Origin of the sequence: Limnobacter sp. (genome assembly GCF_036846585.1) — a bacterium.
Classification (GTDB): domain Bacteria; phylum Pseudomonadota; class Gammaproteobacteria; order Burkholderiales; family Burkholderiaceae_B; genus Limnobacter.
On record NZ_DAIUBR010000009.1, the window covers coordinates 17,508 to 40,740 of the forward strand.

Below are 23,233 nucleotides of genomic sequence, written 5' to 3' on the forward strand. Positions count from 1 at the left end.
GAGGGGGTGGTTGAGGTAATCTTGAATTATAAGTGCTACAGCCCACTTTCTGAGGCCAAAGCCTTGATAAACCACCCTGAATTTCCATGGAATACGCATGCCTGAACTGATCAAGCTTCACCCTGAAAACCTGACACACGCCAATTGGCAGCAACCGGGGCTGAACACCCTGCCAGTATTGTCGGTGGCGCAGGTGCGGATGTTCGAGCAAACCGCCTTCAGCCAGATTGACTCATTTCTGCTGATGCAAGCTGCCGGTATTCGTTCTGCCCTGAAAATCGTGGATCAAATTGTTCACAGCGAGCCCCGCTCCATGCGCTGCCTGGTGTTGGCCGGCCCCGGCAACAACGGGGGCGATGCCTGCATTGTGGCGGGCGAGCTGAAACGCCAGGGCATGCAGGTGGAACTGCTGCAACTGACCGAGGGCAAGGCCGCCAGCAAAGACCGCATGCAAGCCGTGCTGTGGGCGTTGGCCCATGGCGTTCAGCCCCAGGAATTTGATTCACACAGCAAACTGCCCGACATTGCACCCAACACCATCGTGATTGACGGTTTGCTGGGCATTGGCTGCGACCGCGCCCCATCGGGTTTGTTTGAAAAACTGATCAAACACGTCAACGCCCAACGCCAGCCGGTGCGTGTGTACGCCCTGGACTGCCCCAGTGGCCTGAACTGCGACACCGGCCTTGCACCCGGCGCAGCCATACAAGCCCACACCACCTTCAGCTACATGGCGTGCAAACACGGTTTGCTTACCGGCCACGGCAAAACACTTGCAGGCAATGTGTGGGTTGATGCACTTGGCTGTGAAGCCGTGTTGCATCAACTTCTTGAAGCGGCGCAACTTGGAGCGGTCATTCACGCCCGCTCCAGGCAGGAATTAACGCATCGACTACCCGCGCGACACCACCAGCACCACAAAGGCAGCTTTGGAGGCATCGCGGTGCTTGGCGGCCAGCGCGGCATGGTGGGCGCCTGCCTGCTGAGTGCGAGAACTGCCCTGATGCTGGGCTGTGGGCGAGTTGCCCTGAGCTTGCTGACGGAAACCGACCTGCACCTGCCCGATGTCCAGCTGCAGGGGCAAACGCCATTTCTGGACGTGTTGTTTCCAGAAATCATGAACAAAGGCATTGAAGACAACCTGACCTTTGCCGATGTTGCCGTGGTTGGCCCCGGGCTTGGGCAAAGTGAAGACGCGGTGAACATGCTTCTCGCCTTGCTTGAACATGACAAAGGCCTGCACATGGTGTGGGACGCGGATGCATTGAATTTGCTGGCATCCAGTTCCGCACTGCGGGCCCGTTTCAAACATTACCGGGAAAAGCATGCCGGGCGGGCCATGGTGTTCACCCCGCACCCGCTGGAAGCAGCGCGCTTGTTGCAAAGTACCACCGACATGGTGCAGATGGATCGCCCTGCCGCGGCGCAAGCCATTTCAAAACAGTTTGACTGCACCGTGGTACTCAAAGGCACCGGCAGCCTGATCTGCAAGGCGCAGCACATGGAAATAAACACCACGGGTGGCCCCGCTTTGGGCACAGCAGGCAGCGGCGATGTGCTGGCAGGTGCGATAGCCGCACTGTTGGGCCAAGGCCTGGGCGAATTCCATGCCGCAGCGCTGGCAGTACATTTACACGGGCTGGCCGTTGAACAGCAAACAGGTGAGCGCGAAGGCCTGCTGATTTCACACGCCAGCGAAATTGCCCAGCGCATGAAAGTTTGTTTAAACCACCTCTTGAACCAAAGCGCCCGCCGCAATGGTCAATTGCCGTAAGCAACGGGCGGCCAGTTTTTCATCATGGGTTACCAGAATCAGCGTGGTGCCTTGCTCATTTTGAAGATCAAACATCAAATCGATAATGCGTTGCCCGGTCACATAGTCCAGGCTGCCGGTAGGTTCATCGGCAAACACAATGGTAGGCTTGCGCACAAAAGCGCGGGCCAATGCCACACGCTGTTGTTCACCGCCGGAAAGCGTTTTGGGCGTGTGGCGCAAACGATCACCCAAACCCACCCGTTCAAGCATGTCCCGGCACGCTTTCTCGCGATTGGGCATGGGGGTCAGTTCGGTCGCCAACATCACATTTTCCAAGGCACTCAAATGATCGAGCAGTTGAAACGACTGAAAAACAAAGCCTACATGTTCTGCGCGCAGCGTTGCACGCCTGTCTTCGTTAAGTTGTGTTAAGTCTTGACCCAAAAAGCGAACCGCACCGCCAGATGGAATGTCCAAACCTGCAAGCATGCCCAACAAGGTGGACTTGCCCGAACCAGAAGCACCGACAATGGCAACCGCTTCGCCTTGATTTATAGTGAATGAAATATTGTCCAGGATGGACAGACTGTTTTGCCCGTCCTGAACCAATTGATTTAAACCTTCGACATCGAGGATCACACGATTCATGATTGCCTTTACAACTCAAAAAATTAAAAATGCTTTGACACTGGGCCTGATCGCACTCGGGATGCTCACCAGTGTATCCAGCTTTGCAGCGGCGACATCTGGAGAATGCAAAATTCTGGTGATGGGTGACAGCTTGTCTGCAGCCTATGGTCTGGCCAAGGAGCAAGGCTGGGTTGCATTGATGGATAAGCGATTGGAAAAAAAGTTCCCGCACTGCGTGGTAGTGAATGCATCTGTTTCAGGTGAAACCACTGCTGGCGGAAAAACACGCTTGCCTGCGCTGCTGAAACAACACCAACCCACACACATGATTCTGGAACTGGGCGCAAACGACGGGTTGCGGGGGTTGTCGCTTGACACCATGAAAGACAACCTGACCAACATGATGGTCGCCGCACGCAGAAATGAAACACAAGCGGTGTTGATCGGCATGCAGATTCCGTCGAACTACGGCCCGGCCTATGCACGCCGGTTCGGCAATACATTCACGGAAGTTGCCCGCAAACAGAAAGTGCCTTTGGTGCCTTTTATGCTGGACGGGTTTGCGCTTGACCCGAACGCATTTCAGGCCGATGGCATTCATCCAAATGCCGGGGCGCAACCGAAGATACTGGAAAACATCTGGCCGATATTTTCTGCGACGTTGAAGTGACTGATGCGCGACTTCGTGTTGTTGGCGAAGTCACATTATTTATTGCCTGGCATGTACGTGGCTACATGCCCTCCTCCGCCAGAAAGCCTGTATTTCCCTTTTTGAAGTTCACACTGACTCACCGATCCCGGCAAAACAGATGGCCGGGCTCGGTGTCGGCTTGCAGCCGAACGTGGCATGTGAACTCAAACGGGCAGGCTTTCTTGAAGGCGGAATGACGGCAGTGCGAACTTCGCACATGCAGAAAACCGCTGGTGACTTGGCGAGGATGCGAGTTGATTCATCAGGGTTTGCAGAATTGTCGCATCATTCTGCCGATTCAAGATCAAGGCGCCAGGCTTGATTCGCAGCGAGGGGCGACCGCCAGGTCAATGCGAACACGCCATTGCGTTTCGCATACCCTGAGCCAGAATCAATACGGGGAATTCGACTTGATCAAGGCAGAATGAATGACAATCTGCAAACCAGAACCAGAATCAGAATCAGAATGTCTTCTTGATCTCTACTTCCACCCGCTTCTTCATCGCATCCCGTGCAGCCAGCAACAAAGCTTCCTGATACACCTGCCCTGCAATGTTCTCGTAGTACTGCACCACTTGAGGATCAGCCTTCGCCTTGATATCAGAAGAAGGCGCACTGCTTTCTACCCAAGCCACTGCATAACCAGTGTTGCCCAAACCAATTACCTTGGCCTTGGGTAATTCAGAAACACCCGTATTCAATACCGACTGCGCTACCAAACCAGACAAGCCTTCTGCGCCCAGGGCAGACACGGTTTTTGCATCTGCGAATTCAAGCAGCAATTCTGAGCCCGCCTTGGGTTTTTCAGTATCCAGTTTCGCAGCCAACGCCTCTGCATCTTTCATGGCTGCCTTGCTTGCTTCTTCCTGCGTCAAGCGTGCCTGAATTGCCGCTTTCACTTCATCAAGAGGACGCGCTGCGGCAGCGGTGTAGTTCACAATGCGGGCAGACACCATGGCGTCACCCACCGGCACAGCTTTGGTGTTGTTCTTGCTGTCAATTGAATCGCTTGAAAAAATTTCGGCCATCACCTTGCCATCTTTCAATGCAGCAGGCGCATTGGGTGCTGCCTGCGTGAGCCCTTTGAATGTTTCCGTGGTAACACCCAGCTCCTTCACAACATTGTCAAACGATTGACCACCTTCATACACCAACTCAGCAAACCGACCCTGCGCATCCGCGTACAGCGCCGTCATTTTCTGGCCTTTTATTTCATCGGAAATTTGTGCCTTCACTTCATCAAGTGTTTGCACTTCACCACCGCGAACATCTGTTACTTCAACAATGTGATAACCAAACTGGCTTTTTACCAACCCACTTAGCTCGCCTTTCTTTTGAGAGAACACGGCCTCCTCGAACTCAGGAACCATCGCGCCCTTGCCAAAAAAACCCAGGTCGCCGCCTTGCGTGGCAGAACCCGTGTCAGTGGAATGCTGCTTGGCCAGTTCGGCAAATTTGCCCGGGTTTGCTTTCAGTTCAGCAAGCACTTTGTCGGCCTTGGCTTTCAAGTCATCCGCGGAAGCACCTTCCTTCTCTGCATCCAGCAAAATGTGGCGCGCACGGCGCTCCTCAGGCGTTGAAAAACGCGCCTTGTTTTGTTCGTAGTAAGCAGCCACATCTGCGTCGCTTACTTCAATTTTTGATTTGATGGTGTCGGGCGACAACACCACATATTCCACATCTGCTTTCTGCGGCGCCATGAACTGCGCCTTGTTTTGTTCGTAATACGCGGAAATCTGTTCATCCGTAATATTCACCTTCGCGACATACGGTGCCAGGTCAATGTTCTTCACACGCACAACCCGGCCGGCCAACTGCACATCGTCCAGCTGTGTTTTCAGTGTGTTCGGGAAAAACGATGCACGCAGCACCGGATCAAGCACCTGGTTGCGGGCCAAGCCAAAACGCACATTGGCCTCGTGCTGGGTCGGCGTCAAACCACGCGCAGCCAGCTCACGCTTATACGTTTCCAGGTCAAATTTGCCATCCACCTGAAACAGTGGTGTGTTGGCAATGTCGTTGGCCAAGGCTTTGTCTGAGGCAGTCAAATACTGCTTCTGAACAGACTGCTGCAACAGGTATTGCAGCACCAGTGTATCAAGCAGCTGGCGATTAACCTCAGGGGACTCAAACACCTTGGGATCAAAATTCTCACCAGACTGCGCACGTGCTTCTTCAATGCGCTCCCGCTTCACCTGATCAAATTCTTCCTGACTGATTGCGTGGTCGCCAACAATGGCCAGCGCGTTCGCATCGGCGCTGACCGTGTTGTAGCCCTCAAGGCCAAACAAGGCAAATGCGGGGGCAATAAACAGCAGCAAAACGAACTGCATGATCTTTTGATTGTTGCGAATGAATTCAAACATGTTTTGTAAGTGGTGTAAGCGTTGAACGACAAGCGAATACTATACCTGAAGGTGCACACCGGAAAACCGTGCACGGCCCGGCGAGAGGCGGGAAATGAAAAAAGGGAATCCGAAGATTCCCTTTTTTGTTTGGCGGAGTGGACGGGGCTCGAACCCGCGACCCCCGGCGTGACAGGCCGGTATTCTAACCAACTGAACTACCACTCCAGAGTTGGTTGCTGTTCCGCAATGTTGGTGGGTGCTGAGAGGCTCGAACTCCCGACCTAAGCCTTGTAAGGGCTCCGCTCTACCAACTGAGCTAAGCACCCGACGTATTCACTATTTCTGAAGAATTTTGCTGTGAAGCTTTGCTCTTTTTCTTAGTGACTGTCGTGTTGCGAATCAGCCAAGACCGCAATTATATACAAATTAAGCGACCCTGCAATACCTTTTGTCAAAAAAATTTTAAATTTAATTTACAGCGTCTTTCAGGGCTTTGCCTGGACGGAACTTTGGCACCTTGGCTGCCTTGATTTTGATGGTTGCACCAGTGCGTGGGTTACGGCCACTGCGTGCGGCGCGCTTGCCTACGGCAAAGGTTCCAAAACCAACCAAAGTTACTGAACCGCCTTTTTTCAAGGTAGTTTTAACAGCAGCAATCATTGCGTCCAGTGCACGGCCAGCGGCCGCTTTGGAAATTTCTGCTGACTCAGCAATTTGATCGATTAGTTCAGTTTTATTCATGTAAAAAGCCCCCTCATGGTGACAAATAAAAAGTGCCCGAATTCAGGCACCACGTTGCTTCCAGTACTTAATTTAGACACGCCTGAAAGCTAGCTGTCAACACATTTTGCGGGTGGATAACCCTTATTTTTCAAGCCAGCAAAGGCTTTCCGCGATGCACAAAAAAAAGCCTCCACATTTTCATGCGGAGGCTTCTTTAAAATATCGATTGATATCAGTGCTTTACACTTGGGTTTGCAGCAGACTCATCAGCTTTTCCCGCAATCACCTCTGCCGGCTCGGAGACTGGCTCTGGAAGCGATTCCAGCGCATGTTGCAGCACCTGATCGATCCATCTCACCGGAATAATCTCCAAACTGTTCTTCACGTTGGCAGGAATTTCAGCCAAATCCTTCACGTTTTCTTCGGGAATCAGCACTGTTTTAATGCCGCCACGGTGGGCAGCAAGCAGCTTTTCTTTCAAGCCGCCGATGCCCAACACTTCACCGCGAAGCGTAATTTCACCTGTCATTGCAACATCGGATCGCACTGGCATATTGGTCAAAGTCGACACCAGGGCAGTGGTCATCGCAATGCCCGCAGAGGGGCCGTCTTTCGGTGTTGCACCCTCGGGCACGTGCACGTGAATGTCGCGTTTCTCGAACGCATCATTGCGAATACCCAAACGGTTTGCGCGGGCACGAACAACAGAACGCGCCGCCTCAACCGATTCCTTCATGACATCGCCAAGTGAGCCGGTACGAATAATGTTGCCTTTGCCCGGCATGGACACAGTTTCAATGGTGAGCAATTCGCCACCCACCTCTGTCCAAGCCAAACCTGTAACCTGCCCCACCTGGTTTTCTTTTTCCGCCAGGCCAAAACTGAAACGGCGCACACCCAGAAACTTGTCCAGGTTTTTCGGTGTAACCAACACTTTCTTTTCGTTTTTGCCCAACACCATTTGTCGCACAACCTTGCGGCAAATCTTGGACATTTCGCGCTCTAGCCCGCGCACACCTGCCTCGCGGGTGTAGTAACGAACCACGTCGCGAACAGCCGCTTCAGACACGCTCAATTCTTCGTCTTTTACGCCGTTGTTCTTCAACTGTTTGGGCAACAAATACTTCAAGGTAATGCTTACTTTTTCGTCCTCGGTGTAACCGCTCAAACGAATCACTTCCATGCGATCAAGCAGCGCGTGTGGAATGTTCAGCGAATTGGCGGTTGCCACAAACATCACGTCGCTCAGGTCGTATTCCACTTCCACGTAGTGGTCTACAAATGTGCTGTTCTGTTCAGGATCGAGCACCTCAAGCAATGCAGAAGACGGATCGCCACGGAAATCCTGACCCATCTTGTCGATCTCGTCGAGCAGGAACAGCGGGTTGCGAACGCCCACCTTGGTGATGCTGTTCAACACCTTGCCTGGCATGGAACCGATGTAGGTTTTTCTGTGTCCCCGAATTTCAGCTTCATCGCGCACACCACCCAAGGCCATGCGAACAAACTTGCGGTTGGTTGCCTTGGCCACTGACTGACCCAGCGATGTTTTGCCCACACCTGGAGGGCCCACCAGACACAGAATGGGCGCTTTCAGTTTGTCGACACGCTGTTGCACCGCGAGGTATTCAACAATGCGCTCTTTGACTTTTTCCAATCCGTAATGGTCTTCGTCCAGCACCTTCTCGGCGTTGGCCAAATCATTGTTGATTTTCGTTTTCTTCTTCCAGGGCAAGCCCACCAGCACATCAATGTAGTTGCGAATCACAGTGGCTTCTGCCGACATGGGCGACATCAGCTTGAGCTTCTTTAACTCGGCCTCGGCTTTTTTCAACGCTTCCTTGGACATGCGTGCTGCCTTGATGCGTTTTTCCAGCTCTTCCATGTCAGCGCCGTCTTCGCCCTCGCCCAGTTCTTTCTGGATGGCCTTGACTTGCTCGTTCAGGTAGTACTCTCGCTGGCTTTTTTCCATCTGACGCTTCACGCGACCACGAATACGCTTTTCAACCTGAAGAATATCGATCTCGGTTTCAAGCTGCGACAACAAGGCTTCCAGACGCTGCGCAATGCTGAAGGTTTCCAGAATGGATTGCTTCTGTTCCAGCTTCAGCGGCAGGTGGCTGACAATGGTGTCGGCCAGGCGACCAATGTCTTCAATGCTGGCCAGCGATGTCAAAATTTCTGGCGGAATTTTCTTGTTCAATTTCACGTAGGAATCGAACTGCGCCATCACCGCGCGCTTCATCGCTTCAGTTTCGGGGCTTTGTGACGGGTCGGGCAACAGCGGCATGGCTGTGGCCGCAAAATGGGTTCCTTCATCCGTTACCTTGGTCAAGCGGGCACGCTGAACACCTTCGACCAACACCTTCACGGTGCCATCGGGCAGCTTCAGCATTTGCAACACATTGGCCACGCAGCCAATGTTGTAAATGTCTTTGTCGCTGGGTTCGTCTTTGGTGGCAGATTTTTGCGCCACCAGAAGAATGCTTTTGCCTGTTTCCATCGCGATTTCCAGCGCTTTGATGGATTTTGGACGGCCCACGAAAAGCGGAATGACCATGTGCGGGAACACCACTACATCTCGCAAAGGGAGCAATGACAATTCGATGGGTTGTTCCGGAAGCACGTTAGTTGCTGACATATGAATCACCTATTAAATGCATAACCCTACAGTGGGGTTAAAACGCGCTTATTCAAGCTTTATTTCACGACAAATAAACAATACCACTGAAAAGAAAAAGCCCAACCGTTAAGTTGGGCTTTTTTAATCATTTTGCAATCTGTTTTGGGGTGGTTTGCAGTATCAGGATTTGTCTTTGCTGCCAGCCACTTTCGGTTGGTCTTCGTAGATCAACAAGGGCTGCCCCACACCGGTGATGGCGTTCTCGTCAATCACCACCTTTTTCACATTGGTGTCGCCCGGCAAGTCGTACATAATGCCAAGCAAGGCCTGCTCCAGAATAGTCCGAAGGCCACGTGCACCAGTTTTCCGCTGAATCGCTTTTTTAGCGATTGCACTCAAGGCTGAGGGACGCACTTCAAGTTCTGCACCGTCCATTTCCAGCAGCTTTTCAAACTGCTTGACCATGGCATTTTTGGGCTTGGTCAGAATTTCAATCAACGCTGGCTCATCGAGCTCTTCGAGCGTGGCGATAACGGGCAGACGCCCCACCAATTCGGGAATGATACCGAATTTGATCAAATCTTCTGGCTCGACTTCAGCCAGCAATGTGCCCACGTTGCCCTCTTCCTTGCTTTTCACCGTGGCACCAAAGCCGATACCGGAACGCTCGGAACGATTGCGTATAACCTTGTCCAGACCTTCAAACGCGCCACCCACGATAAACAGTACATTGGTGGTGTCGATTTGAACAAAGTCCTGGTTGGGGTGCTTGCGGCCGCCCTGTGGGGGAACGGAAGCAACCGTGCCCTCAATCAATTTCAGCAAGGCTTGCTGCACGCCTTCACCCGACACATCACGCGTAATGGAGGGGTTGTCGGATTTGCGGGAAATCTTGTCAATTTCATCAATGTAAACGATGCCACGCTGCGCCTTCTCAACCTCGTAGTTGCAGCTCTGCAACAGCTTCTGAATGATGTTTTCAACGTCTTCACCCACATAACCGGCTTCGGTCAGCGTGGTGGCATCTGCAATAACAAACGGCACATTCAACAGGCGGGCCAGTGTTTGGGCCAGCAGTGTTTTGCCTGAACCTGTGGGGCCCACCAGCAAAATATTGCTTTTCGTCAGCTCAATGTCGTCTTTCTTGCTCATGTGGCGCAAGCGTTTGTAGTGGTTGTATTCCGCTACAGCCAACACGCGCTTGGCTTTGTCTTGCCCAATCACATACTGGTCAAGAATGGCACGAATTTCCTGGGGGGTTGGCAACTTGTCGCCACCGCCAGTGGCCGTGGCCTCGGCTGCTTCATCACGAATGATGTCGTTGCATAACTCAATACATTCATCGCAGATGAACACAGAGGGCCCTGCTATCAATTTTTTAACCTCGTGCTGGCTTTTGCCGCAAAAGGAGCAATAGAGCAGCTTTTCGCTGGAGCCTTTCTTTTCTGACATCATTTATCCTCTGGAAAGCCCCCAAGGGGGCAATCAAGCAATCCAGGTTGGTTACTACCGTTACTTCTTCTCTGTCGGCGACACGCGGTGCTTCAACACATCGTCGATCAAACCGTAGTCTTTCGCTGAGTCTGCACCCATAAAGTTATCACGATCTGTGTCACGCGCAATCTCTTCGATCGTCTTACCGGTGTTCTCAGCCAGCACGCCGTTCAATTTTTCACGCAAATACAGGATTTCCCGGGCATGAATTTCAATATCGGAAGCCTGACCCTGTACGCCACCCAGTGGTTGGTGAATCATGATGCGGCTGTTGGGCAAGGAAAAACGCTTGCCTTTGGTGCCGGAAGACAACAAAAATGCACCCATACTGGCGGCCAAACCTGTGCACAAAGTAGACACATCGGGCTTGATGAACTGCATGGTGTCATAAATGGCCATGCCAGCCGACACTGAACCACCGGGGCTGTTGATGTACAGCGCGATGTCTTTGTCGGGGTTTTCGCTTTCAAGGAACAACATTTGCGCCACGATCACGTTGGCCATTTGGTCATTGATTGGACCGACCAGGAAAATCACGCGCTCTTTGAGCAGACGTGAATAAATGTCATAGGCCCGCTCGCCCCGACCACTTTGTTCAATCACCATGGGCACGTACATATTGCTTTGCGTGTCCAATGCACCTGAATTGTTCATGTTGTTCGTCATAGAGCGAGGGTTCCAGATCATTTACTTATTTCCCATCAGTTCGTCAAAGGACAATTTCTTTTCAACCACTTTGGATTTGCCCAAGGTGAATTCAACCACATTGTCTTCCAGAATAACCGCTTCCACATCCGCCAAACGGGCGCGATCCTGAAAATACCACTGCATTACTTCAGCCGGGTTTTCATAGCTTTGCGCCTGCTCTTCGATAAAGGCACGCACTTGCTCAGGCTTGGCCTGCAGGTTGTGCTGTTTTACCAAGTCTGACACGATCAGGCCCAAGCGAACGCGACGATCCGCCTGTGCAGCGAAGATGTCTTCGGGCAACTGGATTTCTTCCACGTTCTGCATGCCGCGGGCCTTCAGATCCTGACGGGCACGGGTGGCCAACTCGGTTGTTTCGGACTGGATCAGAGCCTTGGGCACATCAAATTCAGTCACTTTCAACAGCGCGTTCATCACGGCTTCTTTGGTTTGCGCCTTGGTGCGGTTGCTCACTTCACGGCTCAGGTTAACGCGCACATCTTCACGCAGCTTTTCCAGTGAACCATCGGCAATGCCCATGGTCCTGGCAAATTCATCGTTCAGTTCGGGCAACTGTGGGCCTTCCACTTTCTTGATGGTGATGGTGAACTGGGCTGTTTTGCCTGCCACGTCTTTGCCATGGTAGTCCTCAGGGAAGGCCAGGTCGAAGGTCTTTTCTTCGCCTTTCTTCAGGCCTTTGGCCGCAGCTTCGAATTCGGGCAGCATTTGACCCTTGCCGATCACGAAGGAAAAGTCTTCTGCTGTGCCGCCATCGAAGGGTACATCGTCAATTTTGCCCACGAAATCCAGGGTCACCTTGTCTTCTTCAGCAGAGCCACGGTCAGTTTCAGCAAAGCTTGCGCGTTGCTTGCGTAGGATTTCAATGGTTTTGTCCACTTCAGCATCCGACACTTCAACCACTGTTTTCTCGATTTCCAGCGTAGCGAATTCACCAAACTTCACTTCAGGAAACACTTCAAAAGTGGCGTTGAATTCGAAAGCGTCGTCACCGGCGTCTTTGGCGGCTTCAATGCGGGGCTGACCAGCCACACGCAGGTCCTGCTTTTGAACTTCTTCGCTGAATGTGCGGCCGATTTCGTCGCTCAACACTTCAGAATGAACTTGCGGGCCGTAGTTCTGTACAACCATTTTCATGGGCACTTTACCAGGGCGGAAACCGGGCATGCGGGCTGTGCTAGCCACCTTTTTAAGGCGCTTTTCAACCTCAGCATTGATTTTTTCAACTGAAAGCTTCAAGGAAATGGTTTTCTCGAGAGCGCTGGCAGTGGTGGTTGTTTCAGTCATTTGGAACTCTTGAACTGGTTGCCTGGGCGGGGTTTGCCAAGGGGTGGTTAATGGGTGAGAGACCGTCGCCATGTGAATGACATAAAGGTTCTACAATTGCCGATATCTTACACAAGTATGAAGCTGCTTTGGCGGGGGGTTGGTAAAACTGGACCGCCCTGCAGGCGATATACCCGGGGCACAAGAATGGTGGTGCGGATGAAAGGACTCGAACCTTCACGTATTGCTACGCCAGAACCTAAATCTGGTGCGTCTACCAATTTCGCCACATCCGCATGCAGGCGCGCATTATAGCCCGATTTTAACGCGCAAGCCCTTACAATGTCATTTATTGTTCGCATTACCCAAAATTGAAGGTGACATGGCTGTTTCTCTGGAAAACCCACTGGTGTATTGCCGCGAAAAAGTGTGTGGCGAAGTCTCTTCCCTGCACTACGCCACCCTGTTTCTGACTGACGAGTTCAAGGCCTATTGGCTGGGTTGTTTTGCCCTGAACCATGAACTGCGCCAGGCTTGCCTGAAACAGCTGGACGCTGGCCTGACCCAGGTGAAACTGGGCTGGTGGCACAGTGCCCTGGTGGACGCGGCCAGCAACACCAACCCACACCCTGTTGTGACGGCCATTTCAAAGCCCGTATTGGCCAAAGTACCCGCTGAGCAATGGGGTGAGCTAATCAACCGCGTGGCCAGCGGCTGCGAGCCAAAGCGCTACAACGGCATGGCGGACTGGCACAAGGACTTGCGCGGTGAAATGGAACCGTGGGTGAAACTGGTTCAGGCGCGTTTTGGCGACGCTGGCACCGATTTCAACGGCCTGCTGACTTTCTGGACAGAAACCACCCGCCTGTGCCAGGTGCTGCGGCTGGCCAAGTACCTGGACCAGGGCTTTCAGCCCTTGCCGGTTGAGTTGCTGGCCAAACACGGTGTAACCGCAGAGCAAATAAAGCGGCGCGAACACAGCGATTCGACACAAGCTTTGTTTTCAGAAGCAACGGGGCAACTGGTTGAGCTGGCCAGGCAGGCCTGGAAAACTGTGCCGCTGGAGCAGCGTTTGTTTGCACGCCCCTTGCGGGCCCTGTTCCGCATGCGGGTGGCTGAACTGCACCTGCACAAAAAAAGCGGTTACAAATTGCTGACCGAGGAAAAAAGAATTACGCCACTGAAAAAATTCAGCACCGCGTGGACCACGCAAGTGCTGAGGTGGTAAGTACCGCGTTGCGCTACTTCGGCTTGTGAATTCGATAGGCGGCTGCGTACAAAGCCGGCAGGAAGAACAGGGTCAGCAGGGTTGCCACAATCAGGCCACCCATGATGGCCACCGCCATGGGACCCCAGAATTGGGAACGCATCAGCGGGATCATGGCCAGCACGGCAGCAGCCGCAGTCAGCAAGATGGGGCGCGAACGGCGTATGGTGGAACCCACGATGGATTCAAAAGGGTCAACCCCGGCATCACGATCTTGTTCAATTTGATCCACCAGAATCACTGAATTCCGGATGATCATGCCAAACAGGGCGATCACTCCCAGTTGCGCCACGAAACCAAAAGGCCGTGCTGTGATGATCAAAGCCAGGGCAGCGCCAATAATGCCCAACGGGCCTGTGAAATACACCAAGAGGGTTCGACCAAAGCTTTTAAGCTGCAACATCAAGAGAGTCAGCACGATGAACAGCATCAAGGGCACATTGGCCATGATGGACTGTTGTGCCCTGCCGGAATCGGCAGCCAAACCATCCAGTTTCACGCTGACGCCGAAAGGCAATTCTGCCCGCAAGGGCTTTAAATACTCATTCATGGCCAAGGCCACTGTGGTGCCCTGAATACCCGACACCACATCGGCCTGCACCGTGATGGCAAATTCACCACCTTGCCGCCAAATAACACCCGGTTCGAAATTCATGTTTACCTTGCCCACCTGGGACAAAGGCACGTAGGCCCCACTTGCCGTGGGCACATTCGCATTCATCAGTTCGGCAAGCGTGTCGCGCTCGCTTTCGGGATTGCGGAACACAATGTCAATCAGGCGGTTGTTTTCACGGTACTGGCCAATTGTGGCGCCCGACAATATAACGTGCGATGACTCGGCGATGCTTTGGCTGCTCACGCCCAGCGCACGCGCACGGGCTTGATCCACCTCCACTTTCATGACCTTGACATTTTCGTTCCAATTGTCATGGGTCCCCCGGGTGTACTCACTGGAGGCCACTACCTCTTTCACCTTGTCAGCCACTGCACGCACCACGCGCGGGTCTGGCCCCTGCACCACGAACTGCACTGGATAGGTAACCGGTGGGCCGTTGGGCAGCAGGGTAACGCGCGGGCGAATATCCGGAAAGTTGGTATTGAGGTGCTCTTTCAGCTTGACGCGCAACAACTCGCGATCCTCGAAACTTTTCGGGATCACGATCAATTCAGCCAGGTTGCTTTGCACAAACTTTTGATCAAGCGACAGGTAAAAACGTGGCGCACCATCGCCCACAAAACTGGCATAACCCTCCACTTCGTCTTGCTGGGCCAGCCACTTTTCAAGCGCGATGGCCTGTTTCTCGGTTTCCTTGAAAGCAGTGCCTTCAGGCAACCACAGGTTCACCATGATCTCCAGGCGATTTGAATCCGGAAAAAATTGTTGCTCAATGAACTTGAAAGAATAAGTACCACCAACAAAGGCAATCACGGTGACGCCAATCGTGATCCAGCGGTGGTTTACACAGGCTTCAATCCAGCGGCGAAAACGCTGATAAAACGGTGTGTCAAACACTTCGGCGTGCCCCTGCCCGTCCTTGGGTTTTTTCAGCAACCAATAACCGATGTACGGCACAAAAATGACCGCCACAAACCAGGACAGAATCAGCGCAATGGCCGTGACCGCAAAAATGGAATAGGTGTATTCGCCTGCGGCGGATTGCGCCAGAGCAATGGGCAAGAAACCCGCTGCGGTGATCAGCGTGCCGGTCAACATGGGAATGGCCGTGGAGTCGTAAGCAAAAATTGCTGCATCAAAACGGGAATAACCTTCTTCGAGCTTGCGCACCATCATTTCCACGGCAATGATTGCGTCGTCGACCAGCAATCCCAGGGCAATGATGAGCGCACCCAGCGAAATTTTGTGCAGGTTGATGTTGAAAAATGACATGGCAAGAAAGGTGAGCGCCAACACCAGCGGAATGGTCAACCCCACGACCAGCCCTGGCCGGGTGTCAATGCGAAAGGGTTTGCTGTGCAAACCCAGACTGAGAAAGCTGACGGCCAGCACAATGACAATCGCTTCAATCAACACTTTCACAAATTCACTGATCGAGGTGCGAACAGACTTGGGTTGATCGGCCACGCGCTGCAATTCAATGCCCAAGGGCAGATCGGCCAGAATCCGCTTCTCCACCTGCTCCAGTTGCTCGCCCAGTCGAATGATGTCGCCACCATTGACCATGGAAATGCCCAGTCCAATGACCTCTTTGCCGTTGAACCGCATTTTCGACACAGGCGGATCCTGGTAGCCCCGGTACACTTTGGCAATGTCTTTGAGCAACAGGGTGTTCTTGCCAGCGCGAACGGGGCTGTTGGCAATGTCGTCAATCGATTCGAACTGCCCTTGCACGCGCGACCAGACTTTCTGATTTTCCAGACTGAGCACACCTTGCGATGTGACCGCATTCTGGCTGTTGATTTGATGGAACACGTCTTGCGCGGAAATACCAAGTTGCGCCAGTTTGTAGTGCGAGACATCGATGAACACCTTCTCGGGTTGAACACCGAACATTTGCACCTTGCCCACGTCGGGTATTTTCAGCATTTCCTGACGAACCTGAATGACAAAGTCTTTCAGTTCTGCGTATTTGAAACCATCCGCAGAAAAAGCCAGCAACACACCAAAGGTGTCGCCGAATTCATCATTGAAAAACGGCCCGGCAACTCCGCGCGGCAAGTTGCCAGTCATGTCGCTGACGCGCTTGCGGGTGGTGTACCAAATGTCGGCAACTTGCTTTGGGGGTGCACTGTCATCGAGCTGCAGAAAAATAACTGTTTCGCCTGGCTTGGAATACGAGCGAATTTTGTAGGCGTAGGGAATTTCCTGAATCACCTTCTCGATGGGGTCTGCAACCTGCTGGCCCATTTGCATGGCCGTGGCCCCTGGCCAGTAGGCGCGAACCACCATGCCCCGAAACACAAAGGGTGGGTCCTCTTCTTGCCCCAGCGAGAAAAATGCGGCCACACCCGCGAAAATGAACACGGCCAACAGGTAACGAACCAATGGCTGGTTCTCGAGCGCCCAGCGCGACAGGTTGATTTTTCTCATCATCGGGTCAGGTCGCCTGTTTCGACAAACCGGCGCACTTTCTGCCCCTCATTAAGCACATGCGTGCCGGCGGTCACAATCAGTTCACCGTTTTTCAATCCGTCTTTGACCAGAAATTCGCTTTCGGATACATCGTAGGGTTGCACCACACGTTTGCTGACCAGGCCTTGTGCTTCATCAAACACCCAGACAAACGCGCCGGTGTGCTGTGCCACCAGTGCCGAGATTGGCAGTTTGAATACATCGGGCTGCGCGGCCTTGCTGAATTGAACGGTGGCGCTCATGCCGAAACGCGCAACCTTGTTTGCGTCGTTCACATTCAACATCACATCGAATGTTCGGGTAAGCGGGTTGGCAACTGGCGACACTTCCCGTACTTTGGCCTTCAAGCTTTCCTTGCCCGACCACAGCAGCACAGTTGCAACTTCGCCCACCTTGATGTCTGCCACGCGGCTTTCCGGCACCGCCATGCTGACCTGTACTTCATTTTCATCGGCCCACTGCACCACAGGCTGCCCCGGGGGCACCACCTGCCCCGCCTGGGCATACACGGCCGACACCACACCATTGTTTGGGGCGCGCAAGTCGCCATATTGCTTTTGGTTTGATTGGGTGCTGAGCTGCGCGCGCGCCTGGCTGAGGCGGCTGGCTGCGGCATCAAGTGCCAGCTGCCTGCGGTCCAGTTCAGCCTGACTGATGAAATTTTGTTGTTTCAGGGTTTTTGCCCGCTCAAGGTCTGTTTTCAGCTGGGCGTGTTCAGTGTTGGCTGCATCAAAACCGGCCTGCGCGGCCTGCAGCGCAAAGCTTAAATCCTGGGGATCCAGCCTGGCCAGCACCTGGCCTTTTTTCACCCTGTCGCCCACATCCACCAGCCGGCTGATCAACTTGCCACCCACCTGAAAGCTCAAGTCGGCCTGAAAGCGTGGCTCAATTTGACCGGAAAAACTTTCTTCAAAGGTGCTGCCACTGGCTTGAAGTTCCATCACGCGGACGGGTCGAACCAACTCGGTGGTGTCGATTTCAGGGCGAGAGCAGGCGGCTAGCAGAAGCAAAGCAAGGGCAGCCCACACAGCAGGCAAATACAAACGGCTTTTTGACATGGATCGCTCTAGAGAGTGAATTTATTGTAATCAGCGCAATTGTCGGTGCAATCAAACGCCAAGTCAAAATTGAGTCAAAAACAATCCAGCCGGTCCCGCAGGGCGGCAAGTGCTTTTTCAACCCGGTCCACGCCAATCACTTCAATGCCTTCAATAGGCTGCTTTGGCGCATTGCTGGCGGGAACAATGGCATGGGTGAAGCCCAGCTTGGCTGCCTCGCGCAAGCGTTCCTGCCCGCGGGGGGCCGGGCGCAGTTCGCCTGACAAACCAATTTCACCGAACACCACCAATTCCTTGGGCAAACGTTTGTTTCGCAAAGAAGACACCATGGCCAGCACAATGGCCAGGTCGGCGGCGGGTTCTGAAATTCGGACACCACCCACGGCGTTGATGAAAATGTCCTGGTCAAAAAACTGCAGGCCTGCGTGGCGATGCATCACGGCCAACAACATGGCCAGGCGGTTTTGATCAAGGCCCACAGACAACCTGCGTGGGGCGGGCGAGTGGGATGAATCCACAAGCGCCTGAATTTCAACCAGCAACGGCCGTGCACCTTCCTGGGTGCACATGACACAGGAACCCGCCACCCACTCGGCCTGTTGCGATAAAAACAAGGCCGATGGGTTGTTGACACCTTTAAGGCCACGGTCGGTCATGGCGAACACGCCCAGTTCATTCACGGCACCAAAGCGGTTTTTGAATGCACGCACCAGGCGGAAAGACGACTGCGAATCGCCTTCGAAATACAGCACGGTGTCCACAATGTGTTCCAGAACGCGCGGGCCAGCCAAGGTTCCTTCTTTGGTCACGTGCCCCACAAGAATGGTGGTGATGCCCATGGCTTTGGCAAGCCGGGTAAGCTGGCTTGCGCATTCGCGCACCTGGCTGACCGATCCGGGCGCGGCACTCAATTCACTGGTGTACATGGTTTGAATGGAATCAATCACCAGCACTTCGGGCTTCAATATTTCAAGCTGGGCCACAATTTGCTCCAGCTGAATTTCGGTGAGCACATTCAGGTTGGTGTGTTCCAGGCCCAAGCGCTGGGCGCGCAAGGCGATTTGCCCTGCTGATTCTTCGCCGCTGACATACAGGGCCGATGCTGTTTTGGCCAAGGTCACCATGGATTGCAACAACAGGGTGGACTTGCCAATGCCGGGGTCGCCCCCCAACAGCACCACCATGCCGGGCACCATGCCGCCGCCCAACACGCGATCAAATTCAGGCACGCCACTGCTGAAACGCGGGTGATCTTGCGCCTGAATGTCGGCAAGTTTGATCACACTGTTACTTTGGGCAGCCAGGGCGGCAAAGCGGTTGTGCTTGGGTGGTGTGGCACTGACCGCTGATTCAACCAGCGTATTCCAGCTGTTGCAATCGGTGCACTGCCCCTGCCATTTGGGGAAAACAGAACCACATTCGGTGCACTGGTATTGACTTTTGTTCTTGGCCAAAATGGCGCATTCCTTTTAAAAACTACACCGTTGAAAACGGCACACGGGGTGCAATGGCACACAACAATTCATAGCCAATGGTGCCACTTCGATCGGCCACAATGTCCACCGGAATGTTCTCGCCCCACAATTCAACTTTGCTGCCGGGCTTTGCATCCGGAATGTGGCTGACGTTGATGGTCAACATGTCCATTGACACGCGCCCTGAGATGGGGGCAACTTGACCTTCCACAAAGGTGGGTGTTCCGTCAGGTGCATGCCGCGGATAACCATCGGCATAGCCACAGGCCACCACGGCAATACGGCCATTTTCCGAGGCTTGCCACCGTGAGCCATACCCCACACGATCACCTTTGTTGACATGTTGAATGGCAATGATCTCGCTTTCAAACAGCATGGCTGCTTTCAGGCCGTAGTTTGCGGCCGCTTGTGGCCCGGGCGTGGCACCATAAATGGCAATGCCGGGGCGGGCAATGTCACCGGCCAGTTCCGGAAAATTCAGTGAACCTGCTGAATTGGCCAAACAACTGTGCCAATGGGTTGGCTTCACACGCATCAGGCTTTGATGCTGCTCCTGGGCAAACGGCTTGCGTGTGCGCGGATCTGCTTCGTCGGCATTGGCAAAGTGGGTCATCAACACGGGCGTGGGCCACGCATGCCGGGAAACAAGTTGTTCAAGCCTGGCAATTGCACTGCCCGCGTCATCAGGCTGAAATCCCAGACGATTCATGCCTGTGTTCAGTTTCAAAAAAATTCTGGGCCTGCAGGTCTCGCTTTGAAGTGCAAAGCGTTCCAGTTGATCCAGTTGTTCAACGGTGTGAACCACCCAATCGCAATTCAGTTCAACGGCCCGTTGCAAATCGGATTGATCAAAACAGCCTTCAAGCAACAGGATGGGCTTGGTCCAGCCCAGCGTACGCAACTTGCCAGCGCCTTCAATTTCCAGAAGTGCCAAAGCGTCTGCATTCAAAAGACCGGGGTACACGCGCTCCAGACCATGGCCATAGGCGTTGGCTTTCACCACGGGCATAACAAGGGAATCACCCAGCAATTGCCTGATTTTATTGATGTTGTCTGAAATGGCTGCAGGGTTGACCACTGCACGTATGGGTCGCGGCATGGGTTGGATAATGGAATTATAGGGGTTGGCCTGACTTCGTAAAACGGGCATTGCGTAACACGCTAAGCGCCCGGATATGATATAACGCCACAACACCGTTGAACGAGCAGCGAAACGGCGAAATCGCACTAAATGGATTTCGCTCAATTCACAGTTGAATGAAACCCGGCTTTTATACCATCATGGCGGCGCAGTTTTTCTCGTCGCTCGCAGACAACGCACTCTTGATTGCAGCAATCGCATTGCTCTTTCAGATCCAGTCGCCCGACTGGATGACGCCATTGCTCAAACTATTTTTTGTGGTGTCATATGTGGTGCTGGCCCCGTTCGTGGGTGGTTTTGCCGACACCCTGCCCAAAGGCAAGGTGATGCTGATCACCAATTCAATCAAGGTAGTGGGTTGCCTGATGATGTTCTTCGGCGTACACCCCCTGCTTTCCTACGCAGTGGTTGGCTTGGGCGCTGCGGCCTATTCACCCGCCAAATACGGCATTCTGACCGAGCTGCTTCCACACGACAGACTGGTAGAGGCCAACGGCTGGATCGAGGGCTTGACGGTTTTGTCCATCATCATGGGCACCGTGCTGGGGGGTATTTTGATTGCCCCGGGTACCAGTGAGTACCTGATGCGGCTTCACATTCCAGGTGTTACCGATAACATGGACACGCCGGCAGAAGCAGCCATTTTCGTGATCACATCGGGTTATCTGATCGCGGCTGTTTTCAATTTCAATATTCCTGACACGGGTGCGCGTTACGAGCCGCAACTGAACCACCCCATCATCATGACCCGCAAGTTTTATGGCTGCGTGAAGCAGTTGTGGAGCGACAAACTGGGTCAAATTTCCCTGGCGGTAACCACCCTGTTTTGGGGTGCCGGTGCAACCCTTCAATTCATAGTGCTGAAGTGGGCTGAAAGTGCCTTGGGTTTGCCTTTGGACAAAGGCGCCATTTTGCAGGGCGTGTGCGCATTCGGCGTGGCGGCGGGTGCTGTGGCTGCGGCGAAAATGATTCCACTGAAAAAATCCATGGTGGTGTTGCCCATGGGCATCCTAATGGGCGTAGTCTGCATGACCATGGTGTTGGTGAACAACCAGGGCATGGCTTACTTGCTGATCACGGTGATTGGCGCGCTAAGTGGATTTTTTGTGGTCCCCATGAATGCTTTGTTGCAACATCGCGGCCATGTGCTGATGAGCGCGGGCCGATCAATCGCCATTCAAAACTTCAACGAAAATATTTCGGTGCTGACCATGCTGGCAATTTACGCGGTGTTGATCAGCTTTGATGTGCACGTGAACACGGTTATTTTGATGTTCGGCGGTTTCGTGATGGGCACCATGTTCATGGTCATTCTGTGGCACCGCCGAAACCAAAGGCTTTACGATGTGGAAGCCCGCATCGGCGAAGACCGCCCGGTGGGCGTGCCGCTGTAAGCGGTTTCTTTACAATACAGATTGGTGTTGCTTAAGCAGCAGCAAATCGTCCCACGCTTTGGCTTTTTCCCCGGGCCTGCGCAGCAGGTAGGCGGGGTGGTAAGTCACCACGGCCGGAATGCTGAGCCCTTCAATTGTTACATGGTGCAATTTGCCACGCAACTCGCCAACCGGTTTGTCGGTGTTCAACAAAGTTTGAATGGCAAATCGCCCAACCAACAACAGTATTTTCGGTTGATTCGCTGCAATTTGCTGAAACAGATAAGGCGAACACTGTCGAATTTCCCCAGCTTCGGGATTTCGGTTGGCAGGTGGCCTGCATTTCAGCACATTGGCGATGTACACATTCTTTTGTCGACTGGCGCCCACAGCGTGGAGCATTTTATCGAGCAACACACCCGCACGGCCCACAAAAGGCAAACCCATTGCATCTTCGTCCGCACCCGGGGCTTCGCCCACCACCATCAAAGGTGCGTGCTCTACACCATCCGAAAACACGGTTTGGGTGCGGCTTTCACACAGGCTGCACGCCGTGCAAATTGAAACGGTTTGGCGCAATTCACTTAAACTTGCGGCCTCACGGACTGCGGTTTTTGATGGGGCCGTTGTGGAGTTTCTCAATTCCCACACGGGGCCCAACCCCATCGCACCAAATAGTTCTGCCTTGCTGCGCGGCTGGTTCATACAAGTGCTCCGAAACGTTTGAACATGACCAATGCATCTTCCCTGCCCGCATGGGTCGGGTAATAATTTTTTCGTGCACCGATCAACTTGAATCCTTCTTTTTCATACAATTCTTTCGCTGACACATTGCTGGGACGTACTTCCAGCAGCATGCCAATGGCATCGGCCAATTTTGCCTGACCAATTCCCCACTGTAACAGGTGCTTGCCATGGCCCTTTCCCTGCAGGTCTGCGCGAATCGACAAATTCAGCAAATGGAATTCGTCCACCACATGCATCATGACAATGTAGCCAACCAGTTCCTCATCCAGCCACATGCAGTGCATGTGATACCCCGCCCGCATGGAATCCAGAAAATTCCGGTTGGTCCACGGAAACTCGTAAATCTGGTTTTCAACCAGAATTACGGCGGGCACATCGGCCTCGGTCATGGGTCGAATACTAAACTGCGCCATGCTTCAACGCCAATCGTTCAGAAGTGGTTTGGGCCACTTTGTCGCGCACATACAGGGGCTGACAATCAAATGGTGTGGCAACACGCCCCGCATTGAATTCCTGCCAGGCAAGGCATGCCAGTTGAACCGCTGACGCTTCGCCTTGCTGTATTGCCGATGCGGGCGAAGCAAGCAAGGCAAACAAGTGCGCATCACAAACCGCAGGGCCTTGCACATTCGGCAATGCATTCACGGGCAGCAAATACGGACTTTCAACCCATTGTGTTCCCTGCGCGGTTCGCTGAAGTGTCGCAGCGTAAATTTCGTTCAGGCGGGCATCAATCAAGACCGCAAGCGGCTTGGCTTGTTCAAGCTGGGGCAGCATGCATTCAAAACTGGTCATGGTGACCACAGGCACTTGCCAGGCCACGGCCAAACCCTGCGCAATACCAC

18 protein-coding genes and 3 tRNA genes are annotated in these 23,233 nt (G+C 53.4%); 4 read left to right on the forward strand and 17 right to left on the reverse strand.

The annotated features are described in order from the left end of the window. Positions 1-97 precede the first annotated feature (97 nt). Complete coding sequence (locus tag V7028_RS06070) at positions 98-1,774, forward strand: NAD(P)H-hydrate dehydratase (protein ID WP_334119203.1); 1,677 nt, start codon at positions 98-100, stop codon at positions 1,772-1,774. Here V7028_RS06070 and V7028_RS06075 read toward each other — a convergent pair. Further along, positions 1,724-2,404, reverse strand: a complete 681-nt coding sequence (locus tag V7028_RS06075) for an ABC transporter ATP-binding protein (RefSeq protein ID WP_442918696.1) — start codon at positions 2,402-2,404, stop codon at positions 1,724-1,726. The genes V7028_RS06070 and V7028_RS06075 overlap by 51 nt on opposite strands. Here V7028_RS06075 and V7028_RS06080 point away from each other — a divergent pair. Beyond that, positions 2,403-3,056 (forward strand): arylesterase, encoded by a 654-nt coding sequence (locus V7028_RS06080; protein ID WP_334119204.1) that lies wholly within the window; start codon positions 2,403-2,405, stop codon positions 3,054-3,056. The two genes, V7028_RS06075 and V7028_RS06080, sit on opposite strands and share 2 nt — an antisense overlap. A 482-nt stretch (positions 3,057-3,538) precedes the next feature. Here the strand turns inward: V7028_RS06080 and V7028_RS06085 are convergent, their stop codons facing one another. The 9 genes from V7028_RS06085 to V7028_RS06125 form a co-directional block, all read right to left on the reverse strand. Beyond that, positions 3,539-5,443: a SurA N-terminal domain-containing protein gene (locus V7028_RS06085; RefSeq protein ID WP_334119205.1), complete on the reverse strand. Its 1,905-nt coding sequence runs from the start codon at positions 5,441-5,443 to the stop codon at positions 3,539-3,541. A gap of 130 nt (positions 5,444-5,573) precedes the next feature. Further along, a tRNA-Asp gene (locus tag V7028_RS06090) sits at positions 5,574-5,650 on the reverse strand. A gap of 25 nt (positions 5,651-5,675) precedes the next feature. Further along, positions 5,676-5,751, reverse strand: a tRNA-Val gene (locus V7028_RS06095). Positions 5,752-5,893: 142 nt separating this feature from the next. Then, positions 5,894-6,166, reverse strand: a complete 273-nt coding sequence (locus V7028_RS06100; protein WP_105029303.1) for an HU family DNA-binding protein — start codon at positions 6,164-6,166, stop codon at positions 5,894-5,896. 214 nt (positions 6,167-6,380) lie between these two features. After that, on the reverse strand, positions 6,381-8,789 hold the full coding sequence (gene lon / locus V7028_RS06105) for an endopeptidase La (protein ID WP_334119206.1): 2,409 nt from the start codon (positions 8,787-8,789) through the stop codon (positions 6,381-6,383). Positions 8,790-8,951: 162 nt separating this feature from the next. Next, positions 8,952-10,223 (reverse strand): ATP-dependent Clp protease ATP-binding subunit ClpX, encoded by a 1,272-nt coding sequence (gene clpX / locus V7028_RS06110; RefSeq protein ID WP_334119258.1) that lies wholly within the window; start codon positions 10,221-10,223, stop codon positions 8,952-8,954. 60 nt (positions 10,224-10,283) lie between these two features. After that, positions 10,284-10,931: an ATP-dependent Clp endopeptidase proteolytic subunit ClpP gene (gene clpP, locus V7028_RS06115; protein WP_334119207.1), complete on the reverse strand. Its 648-nt coding sequence runs from the start codon at positions 10,929-10,931 to the stop codon at positions 10,284-10,286. 21 nt (positions 10,932-10,952) lie between these two features. Continuing rightward, positions 10,953-12,257: a trigger factor gene (gene tig / locus V7028_RS06120; RefSeq protein WP_334119208.1), complete on the reverse strand. Its 1,305-nt coding sequence runs from the start codon at positions 12,255-12,257 to the stop codon at positions 10,953-10,955. Between the two features lie 190 nt (positions 12,258-12,447). Continuing rightward, positions 12,448-12,532, reverse strand: a tRNA-Leu gene (locus V7028_RS06125). 86 nt (positions 12,533-12,618) lie between these two features. On the opposite strand from V7028_RS06125, the gene V7028_RS06130 reads away from it, so the two are divergent. Continuing rightward, positions 12,619-13,464: a hypothetical protein gene (locus tag V7028_RS06130; RefSeq protein WP_334119209.1), complete on the forward strand. Its 846-nt coding sequence runs from the start codon at positions 12,619-12,621 to the stop codon at positions 13,462-13,464. A gap of 13 nt (positions 13,465-13,477) precedes the next feature. On the opposite strand, the gene V7028_RS06135 is transcribed toward V7028_RS06130, so the two are convergent. From V7028_RS06135 to alr, 4 genes are all read right to left on the reverse strand, one after another. Continuing rightward, on the reverse strand, positions 13,478-16,552 hold the full coding sequence (locus V7028_RS06135) for an efflux RND transporter permease subunit (RefSeq protein WP_334119259.1): 3,075 nt from the start codon (positions 16,550-16,552) through the stop codon (positions 13,478-13,480). Continuing rightward, positions 16,552-17,652, reverse strand: a complete 1,101-nt coding sequence (locus tag V7028_RS06140) for an efflux RND transporter periplasmic adaptor subunit (protein WP_334119210.1) — start codon at positions 17,650-17,652, stop codon at positions 16,552-16,554. The genes V7028_RS06135 and V7028_RS06140 overlap by 1 nt, the downstream gene beginning before the upstream one ends. A 74-nt stretch (positions 17,653-17,726) precedes the next feature. Further along, a complete protein-coding gene (radA, locus tag V7028_RS06145) occupies positions 17,727-19,106 on the reverse strand; it encodes a DNA repair protein RadA (RefSeq protein ID WP_334119211.1) in 1,380 nt (459 codons plus the stop codon). Positions 19,107-19,128: 22 nt separating this feature from the next. Beyond that, positions 19,129-20,277 carry an alanine racemase gene (gene alr, locus V7028_RS06150; protein ID WP_334119212.1) on the reverse strand — a complete coding sequence of 383 codons (1,149 nt, stop codon included), beginning with the start codon at positions 20,275-20,277 and terminating at the stop codon, positions 19,129-19,131. Positions 20,278-20,384: 107 nt separating this feature from the next. Between alr and lplT the strand changes: the two genes are divergently transcribed. Beyond that, positions 20,385-21,662, forward strand: coding sequence for a lysophospholipid transporter LplT (gene lplT / locus V7028_RS06155; protein WP_334119213.1), 1,278 nt, complete (start codon positions 20,385-20,387; stop codon positions 21,660-21,662). 9 nt (positions 21,663-21,671) lie between these two features. On the opposite strand, the gene V7028_RS06160 is transcribed toward lplT, so the two are convergent. From V7028_RS06160 to V7028_RS06170, 3 genes are all read right to left on the reverse strand, one after another. Beyond that, the gene (locus V7028_RS06160; protein ID WP_334119214.1) at positions 21,672-22,346 is read right to left on the reverse strand and encodes a uracil-DNA glycosylase; all 675 of its coding nucleotides are present in this window, start codon (positions 22,344-22,346) and stop codon (positions 21,672-21,674) included. Then, complete coding sequence (gene rimI / locus V7028_RS06165; RefSeq protein ID WP_334119215.1) at positions 22,343-22,801, reverse strand: ribosomal protein S18-alanine N-acetyltransferase; 459 nt, start codon at positions 22,799-22,801, stop codon at positions 22,343-22,345. Before rimI ends, V7028_RS06160 begins: the two co-directional genes overlap by 4 nt. Continuing rightward, positions 22,788-23,233 (reverse strand): tRNA threonylcarbamoyladenosine biosynthesis protein TsaB (locus tag V7028_RS06170; protein WP_442918697.1); only part of this gene is annotated, 446 nt, incomplete at its 5' end. The genes V7028_RS06170 and rimI, both read right to left, overlap by 14 nt.

Bases quoted from the DNA above. Each gene is read 5' to 3' on its own strand.
- lplT (WP_334119213.1), top strand. From the start codon at position 20,385: ATGAAACCCGGCTTTTATACCATCATGGCGGCGCAGTTTTTCTCGTCG.
- V7028_RS06070 (WP_334119203.1), top strand. From the start codon at position 98: ATGCCTGAACTGATCAAGCTTCACCCTGAAAACCTGACACACGCCAAT.
- alr (WP_334119212.1), bottom strand. From the start codon at position 20,277: ATGCCCGTTTTACGAAGTCAGGCCAACCCCTATAATTCCATTATCCAA.
- V7028_RS06140 (WP_334119210.1), bottom strand. From the start codon at position 17,652: ATGTCAAAAAGCCGTTTGTATTTGCCTGCTGTGTGGGCTGCCCTTGCT.
- clpX (WP_334119258.1), bottom strand. From the start codon at position 10,223: ATGTCAGAAAAGAAAGGCTCCAGCGAAAAGCTGCTCTATTGCTCCTTT.
- V7028_RS06100 (WP_105029303.1), bottom strand. From the start codon at position 6,166: ATGAATAAAACTGAACTAATCGATCAAATTGCTGAGTCAGCAGAAATT.
- V7028_RS06075 (WP_442918696.1), bottom strand. From the start codon at position 2,404: ATGAATCGTGTGATCCTCGATGTCGAAGGTTTAAATCAATTGGTTCAG.
- V7028_RS06085 (WP_334119205.1), bottom strand. From the start codon at position 5,443: ATGTTTGAATTCATTCGCAACAATCAAAAGATCATGCAGTTCGTTTTG.
- V7028_RS06130 (WP_334119209.1), top strand. From the start codon at position 12,619: ATGGCTGTTTCTCTGGAAAACCCACTGGTGTATTGCCGCGAAAAAGTG.
- lon (WP_334119206.1), bottom strand. From the start codon at position 8,789: ATGTCAGCAACTAACGTGCTTCCGGAACAACCCATCGAATTGTCATTG.
- V7028_RS06160 (WP_334119214.1), bottom strand. From the start codon at position 22,346: ATGAACCAGCCGCGCAGCAAGGCAGAACTATTTGGTGCGATGGGGTTG.
- clpP (WP_334119207.1), bottom strand. From the start codon at position 10,931: ATGACGAACAACATGAACAATTCAGGTGCATTGGACACGCAAAGCAAT.
- tig (WP_334119208.1), bottom strand. From the start codon at position 12,257: ATGACTGAAACAACCACCACTGCCAGCGCTCTCGAGAAAACCATTTCC.
- rimI (WP_334119215.1), bottom strand. From the start codon at position 22,801: ATGGCGCAGTTTAGTATTCGACCCATGACCGAGGCCGATGTGCCCGCC.
- V7028_RS06135 (WP_334119259.1), bottom strand. From the start codon at position 16,552: ATGAGAAAAATCAACCTGTCGCGCTGGGCGCTCGAGAACCAGCCATTG.
- V7028_RS06080 (WP_334119204.1), top strand. From the start codon at position 2,403: ATGATTGCCTTTACAACTCAAAAAATTAAAAATGCTTTGACACTGGGC.